General features: G+C 51.8%; 13 protein-coding genes. 6 read left to right on the forward strand and 7 right to left on the reverse strand.

Annotated elements, in window-relative coordinates; translation table 11 throughout:
- Positions 1-2: 2 nt before the first annotated feature.
- From RGV06_RS25565 to icmT, 3 genes are read left to right on the forward strand one after another with little or no spacing between them, the layout of a single operon-like run.
- Positions 3-887, forward strand: a complete 885-nt coding sequence (locus RGV06_RS25565; protein ID WP_322152090.1) for a type IV secretory system conjugative DNA transfer family protein — start codon at positions 3-5, stop codon at positions 885-887.
- The gene (traJ, locus tag RGV06_RS25570; RefSeq protein ID WP_322152092.1) at positions 884-2053 is read left to right on the forward strand and encodes a plasmid transfer ATPase TraJ; all 1170 of its coding nucleotides are present in this window, start codon (positions 884-886) and stop codon (positions 2051-2053) included. Before RGV06_RS25565 ends, traJ begins: the two co-directional genes overlap by 4 nt.
- 4 nt (positions 2054-2057) lie before the next feature.
- Entirely contained in the window at positions 2058-2318 is a 261-nt protein-coding gene (gene icmT / locus RGV06_RS25575; RefSeq protein WP_322152094.1) for an IcmT/TraK family protein, read from the forward strand.
- 57 nt (positions 2319-2375) lie between these two features.
- Here the strand turns inward: icmT and RGV06_RS25580 are convergent, their stop codons facing one another.
- On the reverse strand, positions 2376-2972 hold the full coding sequence (locus tag RGV06_RS25580; RefSeq protein WP_322152095.1) for a hypothetical protein: 597 nt from the start codon (positions 2970-2972) through the stop codon (positions 2376-2378).
- An 88-nt stretch (positions 2973-3060) separates the two neighbouring features.
- A complete protein-coding gene (locus RGV06_RS25585; protein WP_322152097.1) occupies positions 3061-3594 on the reverse strand; it encodes a hypothetical protein in 534 nt (177 codons plus the stop codon).
- A gap of 214 nt (positions 3595-3808) precedes the next feature.
- On the opposite strand from RGV06_RS25585, the gene RGV06_RS25590 reads away from it, so the two are divergent.
- From RGV06_RS25590 to RGV06_RS25600, 3 genes are all read left to right on the forward strand, one after another.
- On the forward strand, positions 3809-6835 hold the full coding sequence (locus tag RGV06_RS25590) for an LPD7 domain-containing protein (protein ID WP_322152099.1): 3027 nt from the start codon (positions 3809-3811) through the stop codon (positions 6833-6835).
- Between the two features lie 35 nt (positions 6836-6870).
- Positions 6871-7380, forward strand: a complete 510-nt coding sequence (locus RGV06_RS25595; RefSeq protein WP_322152101.1) for a hypothetical protein — start codon at positions 6871-6873, stop codon at positions 7378-7380.
- Between the two features lie 122 nt (positions 7381-7502).
- Positions 7503-7970 (forward strand): hypothetical protein, encoded by a 468-nt coding sequence (locus tag RGV06_RS25600; protein WP_322152103.1) that lies wholly within the window; start codon positions 7503-7505, stop codon positions 7968-7970.
- A gap of 51 nt (positions 7971-8021) precedes the next feature.
- Here the strand turns inward: RGV06_RS25600 and RGV06_RS25605 are convergent, their stop codons facing one another.
- From RGV06_RS25605 to RGV06_RS25625, 5 genes are all read right to left on the reverse strand, one after another.
- A complete protein-coding gene (locus RGV06_RS25605) occupies positions 8022-9494 on the reverse strand; it encodes a helicase C-terminal domain-containing protein (protein WP_322152105.1) in 1473 nt (490 codons plus the stop codon).
- Positions 9481-11823 (reverse strand): Eco57I restriction-modification methylase domain-containing protein, encoded by a 2343-nt coding sequence (locus RGV06_RS25610; RefSeq protein ID WP_322152106.1) that lies wholly within the window; start codon positions 11821-11823, stop codon positions 9481-9483. Before RGV06_RS25610 ends, RGV06_RS25605 begins: the two co-directional genes overlap by 14 nt.
- Positions 11824-11996: 173 nt before the next feature.
- Positions 11997-12302 carry a hypothetical protein gene (locus tag RGV06_RS25615; RefSeq protein WP_322152108.1) on the reverse strand — a complete coding sequence of 102 codons (306 nt, stop codon included), beginning with the start codon at positions 12300-12302 and terminating at the stop codon, positions 11997-11999.
- Positions 12303-12536: 234 nt separating this feature from the next.
- Positions 12537-12926 carry a hypothetical protein gene (locus RGV06_RS25620; RefSeq protein WP_322152109.1) on the reverse strand — a complete coding sequence of 130 codons (390 nt, stop codon included), beginning with the start codon at positions 12924-12926 and terminating at the stop codon, positions 12537-12539.
- A 20-nt stretch (positions 12927-12946) separates the two neighbouring features.
- Entirely contained in the window at positions 12947-14461 is a 1515-nt protein-coding gene (locus RGV06_RS25625; RefSeq protein ID WP_322152111.1) for a zeta toxin family protein, read from the reverse strand.
- Positions 14462-14466 lie beyond the last annotated feature (5 nt).

Below are 14466 nucleotides of genomic sequence, written 5' to 3' on the forward strand. Positions count from 1 at the left end.
ACATGAAACGGTTTATGTTCGCTGTGCTCCCGTTGATGATTTCTTTGGCCGCGCAAGCAGCCGAGGAGCCTGTGCTCGATCCGTCGAGTAACAATGCAAAATCGTCTATTGAAACGTCGCCTCCAAATCTAGACGCTTTGCTAAATCCCCAATCCCAAGCCACGACCAAAGTCACAGATATTCGCTCGCAGCTTTTGTCGGGTGTGGGTCACACGGTAGGCTTCCGTGGTGGTATGGCTGCTCGGGGTCATGAGCTTATTGATGTCCTCAACGGTCGCGAATCAGCGTTGGATGCCATGTTCAAATTTGGCCCGATGATTGCGAAAAACGGCACTTTACCACCGGTTATTGTCGAGGCTCGTGACCTTGCTGCTTTCTCCCCGGACCAGATTCGGACAGCTAATCGCGTTTACAAAATTGAACGCGAAGAGCGCTTTGTCAGCGTACCTCCGACGTGGCGAGACTACCTTTATGTAGGTCTGCCTGTACGTCAGTCAGTTGAGCTACCCGCCTTCGAGGCGCGACCGCAGGACGATGCTGAGGACCAGATCTGGAAAAAATCTGTCCGAGAAGGTTGGGCAGATGGGTACAAGCAAGCCGATGCGATCCTTGAAGCGAATTTTCATCGCCTCACTCGCGATTATACTGGCATGCACCTTTACTCAACCTTGCTCCAGGCTGACATGATCACTACGACTCTTGTTGCTGAATCTCAGCAGACGGTTACGGGGGATAGCAAACAGATGATGTTGGGTGACAAGCTGCGTCGGGTTACTGATAAAGCGAAGTTCGTTACGGACCCCGGAAAGTGGCGGCCAAGCGTTAAAAAGGAAACGCCAAAACCGAAACTTGCACCCGCGATCCCCTCCCCGGTACCCGCGCAATGACACAACCGCTTCTGGAACCCTTTAATTTTGAGGGTGATCTCGGTCCACATAGTTTCCGAAGATTCCTCAAGTACTGCGCGGATCAAGGTGTATCAGACATCTTGGTGCAAGGCGGCGACTACATTTGGGCCGAGCTGCATGGCAGGCAGTTAAAAGCGTCAGTTTCTACTGTGAAACAAGGGCAGCTTTCGGTTCTGATTGCGTCACTGTGGTCCCCTGAGATAGAGAGCCTCATCAAGCGTGGCGATGAAGGCGTAGACCGGCCTTTGGAAGTTACTGGAAGCGATATCGGGCTTGAGCGCGGCATGATGCTACGTTTTCGTACCAACTTCGTTCAGGCGCGAATCGGCAACCTGGATGAAGCGTATTCGATCACCATGCGAGTGATTCCGGTTGATCTGCCGGACATCCATAAAATGGATATTGACCCTGATCTTTTCGAGGAGCTTTTTCCTGAGTCTGGATTAGTCATTGTCTGTGGGCCCACAGGTTCTGGAAAAACAACGTTGCAAGCAGGCGTGTATGGGCACATCGGGACTGTGATGCCTGATCGCAAGGTAATCACATTTGATGACCCCATTGAGTTTGTGCTTGGGGGGGCTCACTGGAAAGGGCCTCAACCGGCCCAGTCACAAATTGGACGCGATATTGCCGACTTCCCTAAAGCTATGCGTAATGCCGTTCGAAGAAAACCCAGCATCATTGGTATCGGTGAGGCGCGGGACCGTGTGTCTATCGAGGCAATGGTTGAGGCTAGCCTCTCAGGCCACACGTGTTACGCCACTATGCACACTGAATCGGTAGCAGAAACGATTAACCGGGCAATCCAGACCTACCCCCCCGAACAACAGTCGGGGATTGCCTCGCGGCTCGCTGGTGCGTTGCGGGTGATTATTGTGCAAAGACTGCTTAAAACGACTGATGGTAAGCGCGCTGCGATCCGTGAGTACCTGGTCTTTGATCGTGAATTCAGATCTGAGATGCAGAGCCTTCCCTATAACGAATGGGCAATGTTGATTCGCACCAAGCTTGAGGTGGCCGAAGCCACTCTAGATGACAAAGCTTGGAAGCTGTTCCTAGACGGAAAGATCCTGAAGGACGAATTTATCGGCATTGCAGGTATGAAAGAGTTCAGAAAACGCTCGCTAAGCGCGCAGGAGAATTAGACATATGCCTTCCAGTTGGAGAGCCGCCTCAGAACCCTTGACCGCATTTGGCATTCCGGTTCCAGCGTACTTGCCGTTGTTCGGTTGGATGTATTTTCCGAGCTGGACGACGTTCTATATGGCCGTATGCGTGATCATTATGTTTGGGATTTTGGCCAAGCTCGGGTGGACCCTGAGTGTTTGCTGGAACAAGCTGCTGGGGTTTTTACGTGGAGGAATCATCTACGCCCGTCCCTGGTGGTTCAGGAAGCGTTTTCGAGATTAAAAAAAACCGCCCTTCTTTGGGGCGGTTTTTTTTATTGTAATGGGTGGGGGACTTATATCACCTGCTCCGGGGGGCTCTATCTTTCAATGACGGAGAGCCGACCGATGCGCTAGCGGAATCCACCTGGCTTGGATTCGGCGGTTCCAGAGTAATTCGGATACCTGGATTCAGCCGGCATGAAGCCTCTTTGATCGAGTCCCAATGAGAGTGGGGGACGATACCCACGGTCAAAGGCTTTTCGCGAATAGTTAGTTTAGCTGGATAGGCAATCACCTTCATATGCTCCCACCCCGGGGCTTCAATTAGGGATGACACTAAATCCGGTCGTTGCTGTAGCAATAAATGGGGTTTGGCCAGCTCCAGTTTACTTGGGGTAATCCCTTCACTGGCAAGGCGCTCATGAAGCACTGCTTGGATGTTATCCATCATGCTTCTGGACATTCTGGCGAACGATATAAAATCGTGTTTCGGAATGTCATCGGGCCGCATCATATTCGGGTTCTGTTTTTGATCCAGTTCAACTAGGAAATCAACAACCGTGAATTGGAGCCTGTTTTTGTCCGCGTATGCTCGTGCAGCCATGAAACCATCTTGCTTGCTTTGATAACCGTAAAGTGCTGGAAAAGCTCCCGAAATCGGGGCGTCAGTGGGCACGCCACAATCCCTGAGAGCAATTGCTCTCGGGGCCGGCCCAGAGAAAAAATATACGCTCGATAACTCAATAATATGTGAGTCTGGCTTATCACTCGTGCTCACCTGCGCCACCTTGTTTTGACCAACCCTGAATCAAGACCTTTTCAACCTTCTGGCGATCTCCTACGTTGCTTGCTACATCCTGCATCAAGCGTTTGCATTGCTTTGGTGTGAGCGCAAGTCTTTTAAGCGCTTCGATCCATCTCATCACCGGCCTACCAGGTTTCCCATCATGCAACATTAAACGATAAACCGAGGGTGGTGATCTTCCGATCATAGTCGCGAATGCGTCTCGATCTTGCGGAGAATCCTGTAATCCTAAAAATTCATAAAACTCTTTGATATCCAGAGGTGGTTGAACAGGTGACGATTCTGGATGTTGACGATAAAGATGCAGAAGCATTGCGATAACAGGATCGCTAATTTGCTCTGCTGAATGTTCAGGATTTGTCAATTCCTCCCATTTGGCCTTTTGTAGGCCAAAAGCATCCGCTGCTGCGACTTTGGTCAGACCATTCTCGATCCGCCACCGCTCTAAATCTGTCCCACAGATCGGGTGAATCTCATTAGTGTCGATAGACATTTGCTCCCCTCGAATGAAGCTGTAAAGCGCCTGCCTCGGCCTCTATACACCGTTCTTCCAAAACTGTGTTATTTTGAATAGTATACACAATACGAAATTTAAACAGCCGCGGTCCAGCCCGAAAGCAACCCATGGGAAGCTCGCAATCTCAAGCTTAGCTTCCGGCGAAGCGGGCAAAGGACTCCCCATCACCTCCACCGAGGCAGGAGCGCCCATGAGCGTTGAATCTGAAGCTTTATTGCAAGCGTTTCACCACGCGGTGTACGAAAAACATAGTTCGCCGCAGACGGCGATGGAATCTACTCCGGGTGCCGCTATTCAGCATCGTGCAGAGGCGTATCAGACATGGCTTCAGAGCAGCCACGCTGACGGTGAAACCTCCACAATTCCCGATACCTTACTCAGGCACTGGGTCGTCGCTGACATCACGTCTTGGCGCTCAGTAGATCCTAGTACAGCAGAAAATGCTGCCGCTGCATTGCATCGCAATGTTTTTGCATACGATACATATGCGGAATTACTAAAGGAACTACACCGGGAGGTTTACAACGAAATTATTTCGCTTTCTGAGGTAGCTAAATCGATTAATGGGTTCAGTTCGGCTTCTGCCCCTGGTGAGGAGCCCCCGCAAACTGATCCTGGAGTAATCCTCAGTGAACTGCTGAAAGAAATTACCTACCGGGAGCAACGTGATGGCAGCGTTCTCTACCTTCTCAAAGAAAAGCCAATTTTTGTTGATCACGGGCAGCAGATCCTCATGGAGGCGTCCGCGCAGGATGACGAGATGGCGATTCTTGCAGCGCTTCATATGGCAAAGCAAAAATTCGGATCCATAGAGTTGACTGGCTCAGACGAATTTAAGCGCCGGGCTCTTGAGGTAATGATCAAACATAACGTGCAGGTTGAACTGAAGAATTCAGCTCAAGATGCACTGCGCCGCGAGTTGATGGGGCTAGCACCTATCGGGGATGCATCTTCCGGACAGGCCTCAGCCCCAGCACCTGGTTCAACGGCCACGAGCAAGCAGTCATCCCAGGCAGGAACATCAGACTTAGCAGAATCAGCTCCACCAGCTGATGCCCCTGCCGCTGAAGCGCCCGCACCTGAACCAGTCAATCATTATCAGGGGGAAGTCTTAGAGTTTGGCTCTGCGCCTTATCAGTTCGATATCTCAAACAGCCGCAGCTTCTACGTCACGCTCAAAAATTCCGACGGTGAATCGAGGACCACTTGGGGTGTGGATCTGGAGCGAGTAATCGAAGAACAGAGCGTAAACCGTGGCGATCAAGTGGAGCTTAAGAACCTCGGTCGCAAGGACGTGATGATTGAGGTGCCTGTCCGAGATAAATCAGGACAAGTTCTTAGCTATGAAGAACGGAAAACCCACCGTAATGAGTGGGGTATTGATGTGATAGGCACGGCATCGGTTGATGTAAAAATTCCTACCCCACTGGAGCATGGCGAATCTGCAATCAAGGCACATGATGCCAAATGGCTGGACGATATAGGTATACCTGCGGAAACGTTTGATACCCATCCGAAAATGCTTTCTATGCGTGGCGAGGATCATGCTGTCCTACTACTCAACGGAGTTGAGACCACAGCTGAAGGTTTTTCCACTATCGAAAAACTGATGGCTCAGATGCCTTACAGGACTGCGTTCGCAGCTTCATTTGAGTCTGAATTTGGACGGTACAATAGTCATTTCCAAAAGCAGCTTGCGGATTCTGAGGGGTACTCAGTTGCAAAGGAGATACTGACTGATGCTGAAAGCAAATATGGTGCGATCCCTTTGGCAGAGATCGACGCCGAAGCTCTCATCCAAGAAGCCTTATCTATAGGCGATTTGGACGCAGTTATCGCAGGTATTGAAGAAGTCGATCGCCAATACATGTCATCACTCGAAAAACACCGGCAAACCCTTGAAAGTAACAACGATCACCATGCGGTTAATGATGGGTTTTCTGAATCGGTCCAGCCTTCAGTCGAACCAGTCGCTGACGTCGAAGAAAAAGCTATCGAATCAGAGCTTCCGCTGACTGAGCAGCCGTTGCAATTCATTCACAATGGTGAGCCAGCCGAGATTGATCTGACCCGTTACGCGCCTCAGCCGGCCATTCCGGATGATGTTGAGCACCCGGTCAATGCGCTTGCTGAGCAACATCTTAATTCGGCATCGCCTCTGTACTTCACCCACAACGGTGAGCCAGCAGAAATCGACCTCAGCCGCTTTTCGCAGCCCTCCGTAACTGAATTATCGGGAGCGCATGAATGCCTACCCTTTATCAGCAACGAACCTGCGGTCCCAAGTGATAGTTCAAGCGTTCCCTTCTCTGAGCGGGAACTGCAGTACGCAGATAATCTGGTCCCTGTCGAAGCCCATTCCTGGTGGACAGTTCAACGAATCGCCATCGAGTCTTGGGGCAAGTCTTTGGAGGAGATGGAGGCTGATCTTCAGATTCTTGGGACGGAGCCCAAGCTGGATCAAATCATCTGGTTCGACAAGTCTGGCCGTCAAATGCCTGCGCCTATCGATGAACTGGTGTGGATTGAGAAACAGGCATCAATGGCCACGCAGAACGATGAGTCCAATGGTTTTGTCAGTGGCGACAACACACAGTTGCGCGAGCGCGACGCGGCAAGCAGATCCCCTAGCACAGACGGTGTGATTGAACTCAATCCAAAGGAGGCCGATATGGCTGAGTCAGACTCCAATACTGAGAAAGAACCCAAACTCATTCTGCGTGGTGTTTCCAAACTCAATGATGACTCATTCGATACCACGGTCCTGCTCTACCAAGGTAAAGGTGATTACTTGCAGGGTTTTGTGAAGGTCGGCGGGATCAAGCACCAGGTTCTTGCTTTCATAAATGAACGCCATCCAGACCCAAAGACAGGCGAGATAAAACCCAACTTCATTACCCTTTCAGAACCGAGCATTACAGGCGCTGGTGATGAAACGAAGTGGACCCAAATCGGGTACGGCAATGCCGTGAATCGCCGCGGTGACGGTAAGGACGTCCATTTTGATGAGGTCCTCTTCAACGTCGGAGGGACCATTGTTAGGTCGAAGGTGACTAAACATGCCGATGAGGATCTCCACAAGAAGCTGGGGTTCCTTGAGGCTCGCAAGGAACGCGAGAAACCTACCTCCTCCCCAAAAGATGAAGCACTGGGCGCTGCTCCCGTAAACAAGGCAACCCCCGCAGTGCTACCTACTACAAAACGAGTCCGAGCTTAATGCTTGCCCGCTTCCTGGTCACGAGAGGACCTGTAATGAAATCACTCACTCGCACACTACTTGTTGTGCTTCTTATGTGTTCTTCCGTTGGCGTACATGCAGCTACTTGTCGCAGCGGTGAAGCAGCAATGCGCGGTGGCGAAGCAGGTCTAGCTCGTGACCAGGACGCTGCTGACTCAACCGAAACAGCAGAGAAATTATCGTCGGATATCTTGGGGAAATGTATCGGTGGTATCACCGGCATTTTCGGCACAACGGCCTTTCCGGATCTTTCTGCAATCTGGCAGATGATTAAAGACAAGGTGTGTTCAATCGCGAGTTCTCAAGTGCGCGGTGTGGTATCCCAAGTGCAGGGCGAAATTAATGGTGTCATGTCTGAAGTGAACGGTGCTGTAACCGACGCAGTCAATGGAACCGGCGTCAACGACACTGGAATGGGGACTGTTATCGGAAGCGGCGACACTCACATCAGCGGTCCGTCAGTGCAGAACACTAAGAGCTCTGGTTCGACGGACTCGGCATTTTGGAATGACATCTGGAAGTAACCAGGTGGCAACCGAGGAAAATCCCAAAGCACCAGGTACACATAAAACCCCGGTCTAGCACCGGGGCCGAGGACGCAGAAGGACGCCTATTTTCGCGTCCACGAAATACAGGGAGTTGAAGCATGAAGCAGTTAAAAGCAGACATCACCGCTTTGCGCATTGATTTCGATGTAGATGTTTTCAAGGTGGACAAAGGGGTGTACGTACTGGCTCGGGAGCAGCCAAACCAACAGGACTTTCTGAATTTCGTAAGTCCTGCGTACTCAACCAAAAGCGCCTTGCTGGACTACTGCAAAACTAATTTTGACGATGTTCTGCATTACCTCTATCCAGATCGTTATGTCCAATGGAGCGAGCAACATGAGCGTTTGGCGCGGTTGGAGATTGGTAAATGCCCGTTACATGGCGAAGTCATGATCCATGTTGGTTACGTCGATATAGAAAAATCGATCTATCTCGCGGAATGCCATACCCCTGATTGTCACGTACAGGTCAGCACGTTTTTTAGTACCGGCACACACATGACGCTCACAGCGCCGTTTAAGCACCTTGTTGAACCCGATCAGATCGATCAGGAACAGCTCATTTAACACAAAGTGTCCGCACAAACCCCACTCCTCCTTGGAGTGGGGTTTTTTTGTTTAAGCGCGCATCTTTTTCGCTTCTGGTGCAGCGTTGGCCTGCAGAACCGTCGACTTGGGTGTCCAAGTCGAGATGTGGTTATCGTCAGCTTGCATCAGCTTGAGCTCTGTCATCACATCACGTGAGTCATCCCTGAGGTTTTCCAAACGGCTTTGCTGCTGGAATGGCTTCCCTTTCTCTATTTTGGCCTTGGTCAACTCATCCCTTTCACTGGTCCTCGAATTTTCAGCGTCAGTGCGCCACCCTTCAAACCGGTCAAGGAAATTATCTATGCGGTTGATGAAGCCTGGCAGGCTGAACTTGTCGTCGGTCCGATATATCAGGTTATCTGGTTCGTACGAATCGTTGCCTGTAAGCGTGAACTGAATCTTGTGCCGGTTGCAGGAGACATCAATCTCAAACCCCCTGTAGGTGCCCACACGAATGATTGCCGCACGTTGGAAAGTGTCCTCTGCCTTACGGTCAACAGCTACCTTCATGCTGCCCAGGATTGCGCCCAGGAGCTGATCTTTATTGTCCTCACCGTAAGTCTTTGCTGTTGTTTTGAACACGAAACTTGTACCAGTGCCGGCATTGCGATTCGCGATCTCGCCGTTCCAACGTGCGACCGATCTGTCAGCACGTATATCTGCTTCCTCAAGCCATGCAATTCGGCTGTCAAGGGCGTGTTGGTTCCGTTTGAAGTTGGAGAACAACGCTTCAACTTTCTTTAGGTCAGCAGCGAGCTTGACCTGGAGAAAAATAAGCGGATTGCCGGTCGCAGCGGCTTTCATCTCTGCAGCGTTCGCAGCTTCACTGGCCACGTCGTCTATGACACGCTGAAGGCCATCCCCTTTCCGGAATTGCTCGATGCCGGCAGCCTTGTACTCGATTGTCTGCCACATCCTGCTGTCGTAGGTCTGTTTAGTTGCATATCGCAGGATCTCGATCTCAAAACCGTCTGGATCCTGCTCATAAAACATGTTGCCCTGTCGCTCGATACGACCATCACGTTGCTCAAGATCGCTTGGTCGCCAAGGTGCGTCGACGTGGTGGAGTGCAACCAGTCTGCGCTGGACGTTGGTTCCTGCACCCATCTTAGTAGTGGAGCCAAGCAGAACCCGAATCTCGCCGCGGTTCATTTCGTCGAAGAGTTTCGACTTCTGCAGGTCGGTATTGGCTTCATGGATGAATCTCACCTGATCCGCCGGTACGCCTTTGTTGATGAGCTTGGTTCGGATCTCCTCATACACGCTAAAGGATGCGCTACCAGCCAAAATTTCGTCCATAGAGATGACATCTCCGTCCTCATCGTCATCTTGGGAGGCTTCTGGAGTGGTTTCCTGTCGCTTTTTTCTTTTAGGAGTAGAAAGGTCGCAAAATACCAACTGTGTGCCTTGTCGGGCGTCCCAGGCCTCCCAGATGCGGTGTACGTTCTCCACACAGGCATTCACCTTACTGCCTATGAAGTCGTCAGAATCAGGATCGATCAACCGGAAATCTAGCCCCGCTTACGGTCCCAACGCACACCAGCGTCTTGCCGGCGCCGACGACGTGATCGAATAACGCTGTACCGTCTTGAATGCCTCGCCAGATCCCATCTTTCTGATGTGGACGCAGCGTGATATCGAGTGATGCACCAGGCAACTGGAGGTGAGATCCGTTGTACCGCGATGGAATGTTGGTATTGAACCGGTCGTTGTAAAGCCTGGCCAGCTCCACTCGCTGTTCTTTGTCCTCCCAGATCCAGTCTACAAATGCCTGGCGTAATTCATCCGCCTTCTGGTTCGCTGCAGCGGTTTGCGTTTCGTCTACCTGCATGATGGGCTGGCCGCGTTCATCACGGCCAACTTCGGTTTTAACCTGAATTGATCGGTTGGTCAGTACCGCTTCAATCAGTTTGTTTGCCGGGTACGCCTCGGTACCCCAAGTCACACGACAAGTGGTGTTATCGCCCTGACCAATATCAGCAATCCATTTCCCGAGCGCGGCCTGGTAGCTGATCCGTCGATGTACATCACCAAGGAGGTGCACCACGAATTTGTCGACGGTGGTATCTGGTACCCAGGTTGAGCCCAGCTGGACGGAGATATCGACAGGATCGATGTCGGCAGGTTGAACCGGACGTAAGGCGTCAACGTTATGCGAAAAGCGTGGGTCTTGCTCTGCAGCCTTGATGGCACCACGAAGCTTAGCTTTCACGTTTCCGGTTAAATACTGGTCCGCTGTTTCCCAGCGATCTTTACCTGGATTGAAATAAATCAAACCACGAAGGTCAGCAATGATGTCTTCTTCGGATCGACCGCATAGGCGCACCATGCGTTCCAGGTCCACACGGCCGACCTGGTTCATAGACACGACTAAGGCATCCTTCGCTGAGTCTACGTGCCGGACTTCCTGTCGAGGCGTCATCACCCGACGGCTGAAAATGGAAGCTTTATCAGCGTTTGGTGGTCGTGCGGCCACCTCGTGTTTACGGGCCATGTCAGCAGAAATGCCCCGGTCGTAATTGCTTTCCAGTGCATTCAACAGTGGATATTCAGGATCGTCGCACATGGCCAAACGGTTAGCCTGGCTGCTGATATGGCCATGCTTGCGAATGAACCGATCGTAAACCGTGTTGAGTCGAGCGCGGTGCAGATCTAGGTCACTTTTAAGATCCTCAGATTGTTCCGCAGCCATCAAAATCCGAAGAGCGCTCCTGACCTCAATCATTCCCTTGATGCGGTCGCCTGCACGTTCGTTTTTGGGTGTGATCAGTTGATAATCAGTCTTGGCCAACTGGTCAGGAAGGCGTCGAGCGATTAGCCCCGCTTCGGTAATGAAGTAAGAACCGACTTTAAGGTTCTCAGGAAGGACCAGCTCAGGCTTTTCATCTTCTGCTTCAATCGTGGCCGGAGACGGATTGGCCCTGTAAACGTCACGAGGTAGTGCTTCCAACCGAACGGAGATCTCAGAGGCCAGATCTCGACCAGGCTCCGCGATCAAATCAGCAGTGTCTCGATGCATGTTTCGAGAAATGACCATGCGACCGGCCATTTGCCCCGGGTTTTCAATGAAGTACTGGTTGATGGTGATGGGGGCACCTGTCTCACGGTCTCGTATATCGCCGACATCTACCCAGCGCTTGTCAGTTTCCTCACCTGGTAGCGCTTTCTGGAAAAACACAATGTCGGTCGTGACTTCTGTCAGCGCATTCTCTTTGAAAGCAGTGTTTGGCAACCGAATTGCGCCAAGGAAGTGCGACTGTTCAGCGATGTGCTCACGAGCTTTGCCGTTCGCTGCATCCAGAAAGTAGCGGCTGACGACAACCCCCATTACGCCGCCTGGTTTGAGCTTGTCGAGAGATTTTGCGAGAAAGTAGTTGTGGATGGAGAATCCACTAAGTTCGCGGTGGTGGGGATCGTAAAGCGATTGCGAGCCAAATGGAGGATTGGCCACGCAAGCGTCAAAGTATCCGCTTGGAACAACTACATCCTGCAGGCCGCGGTTTAGATAGGTGGCGGTGGGGTAAAGGTGCTTCCCTATCTCAGCGGTCAGAGGATCTAGCTCCACAGCTGTGAACAGGCTTTCTTTCCGAAGGGCTTCGGGCATCAAGCCAATAAAGTTTCCAGTGCCGGCTGCTGGTTCGAAGATCTTCCCGCCCGGGAATCCCAGCCGCTGCATGCCTTCGTAGATCCCACCAATGACTACAGCCGATGTGTAATGGGCATCTTGAGTTGAGCGTCGAGCTTTCTCAAATTCATCCTGGCTTAGAAGCGCGCCCAGTTCCTGGTACTCACGCTGCCATGCCTGGTTGCGATGATCGAAGGCTTGAGGCAAGCCGCCCCAGCCAACATATTTGACCAGAATTGCCTGTTCTTCGGGTGCCGCTGCACGCTTCTCCTCACGTAGGTGTTGCAGAAGATGGATCGCTGCTACGTTTTCCCGAAACTTGCTTTTTGCTCCACCCGAACCCAGCGAGTCGGCGGCACTGATCGTGTAATTGGTAGGTGTTAAAGCTCGGTATTCACTTCCTGCAGGACCAGCACTTCGTGCTCGGTCAGGCCGGCCTTGTGCTCCGTTGGAAGGCTGTGCAGTGCTTCCAGCTCCAAGCGCTGCTGTTCCAAGACTTTCCCCAACAGTACCAGTTCCCCCTCGCTCTCCAGTTGCTTCAATTGCGTCGGGTTGTTGAATGCCCAACGATCCAGAATTTTCCAAGACTGTGGACCGAAGGATGGAGACTGACGAATGGCCTTGATCGTTTCCGGGCGCAGTTCCCGGGTTGCGATTTCCAACGGTTGGGTTTGGTTTGTGATCATGGTGCTCTCCTTGTTCGTCATCGATGTTGAGACCGGCTTCGAGGGTTTCTATTGCGTCTACGGTTTCTTGAAAGGCGAAATCAAAGCCCAACTGGGTTTGATCGTTGGACGGCCTTTTCCTACGCATCGTATAACACTCCGATTAGTTCGTATCATAGTCATTATACAAAATGCGTAACAGAGTACAATTCTTACCGGTATTTGAGGGTGACCGTCCGCGAATTCAGTGAGGATTTAAGCGTTGTAAGAGGCGCCGTAGCAGCAGGTCGCAGTCACATATTCCGGGTGTAGATAGAGCTGTAGTCGCTGTCCAGCAGTAAGCCTTCGGGCGGGTTCAAGATCTTGAGACAGCACAATCGCGAGGTAGGCGAACAAAAGCTCCCTCATCCGATTATTTTTACTGCTCATGTGGCTGATCAGCCCGAGTACCGGATGGTTAAGTGGACTGCCAGTCAGTGATTCGCTTTCCGCTTGCAACTGGTCCATCAGGTAAGCCAGAAGCTCGGTGTGTTCATCAGAAAACTTCCGATCAGTGCGTAGCTGCCAGTCTGAAAACTCTTCAACGACACCGCTGAGGTTGGCCCAGGTGACAGTTTGGTTGGGTAGTGTTTCGTCTGTTTTCATGACATTCCCTACTGATGGTTTTATCGTGGTTTGACTTGGTTTGTGAGATTGGTGCGAACGGAGGGTGTGAGTGTGCTGTTGTAGTCCGCGCGGATAGCTGCAAGCTCCGCGAGATCCCCCTCACCGGCATGACGGCGATGCATTTTGGATTGCACGAGATCAAGGGTCAGCTCGAAGGACGAACGCTCGGCCTGCGTCCAGGCTCTCGAACGCTCAGTGTCTACACGCAATCGGCCTTGAACGGGGGTTTGCTGCCAGCCAGCAGCCATACGGGTGTTATCATAAATGTCTGTACCGCTGCGGTTCGTCACGTGCATTCGGTCGACCAAGTTGCCGGTTTCTAATCGGTCAACAGTGACGGGAAGTCCGACAAAGGCTAGGTCGTGGTTGACCCGGTTGGACCAACGGCCAAAGCCATTAGCCTCGTGCTGCAGCTCGTACCTATGGTGGATGCTTAAACAGCTCACCAGGTCATTGACGGCCAGTACCCGGGCGTCGACGCGGTATCCTGCGGATTGAAGTTTGCTGCAGAGCTTGGCCAGGCTATCTGGATCGCGCATCGTTCCATCGATAACCAGGTTCCGGTGCTGTTTAATTGCGAGGTTTGTAAGCTTCACCGCCCAGCCTGCAGCATCACGGTGTGTCAGATCTGCTGCACTGCGGTCGTTTTCGCGCATGAGCTTTAAGAGATGGGGGTGATACTTGCGCAGTTCATCAGCATCAATTTTGACTGCATTCCCACCTAGCTCGGCGGTTGCATAGTTGCTGAGTGCAGCTTTTCCAGCACCAGGTTGACCACCAAGGATGATTGCCACCGGCTGCTGGACTGGTTTGCTCAGCATCATTGCGTGCTTAGCGATATCCTCGAAAATAAGGCAATGCTCATCTTCTTCGAGCCTGAATTGAGACTGATCGTCTTTAGGGAATGTCTGTTGAAGCCTCTCGCCGGCTTTGATTCCTTTAGCGATGGCCAGGGCATCGAAACGCAGCTCATGAATCGTGAGGGACTTGTCGTCGACGAGCCCCGTCACTTTGAGTACTTTCTGTATGGCTGCGCGTGTTCTGTCCCAGGCCAACCCTAGGAACGATCGTTCGTCTTCGGCTACGAACGCAAATACTTCCTCAGCCCGGTACATTTCACTCTTGTCACCATAATTACGGTCAACATAAGCCCAGATATGGTTTAGCGTTGGTTCGTTGCGCGTTTCAAGAACGCGAGCCAAGAGCGCCCTTTTTTCTTCGGGATTGAAGGTGTTGAGCCCATAATGTCCGAGGAGCTCGTGGCGCAAGGTTCGGAGGATGGCCCCTTCGTCACCCATATTGGAAGCGACAATGGCAATGAGTCCACTTCCTGGATGGTACGCTCCGTCAATTCGGATTCCGATTTTTTCGCGAGATGCTTGCGGCCCATATATGTCCTCCTGTTTCGCCCTGACAATACTCCTCAGGGGGATATTTCCATTGTAGTCGGCCAAGAAGCGATCAACGACCTCTTGTGCCTCATCAACGCTCATACCCATGTTCTGATCATCCATGGTCA

Source organism: Pseudomonas sp. CCI3.1 (assembly GCF_034313985.1).
GTDB classification, from domain to species: domain Bacteria; phylum Pseudomonadota; class Gammaproteobacteria; order Pseudomonadales; family Pseudomonadaceae; genus Aquipseudomonas; species Aquipseudomonas psychrophila.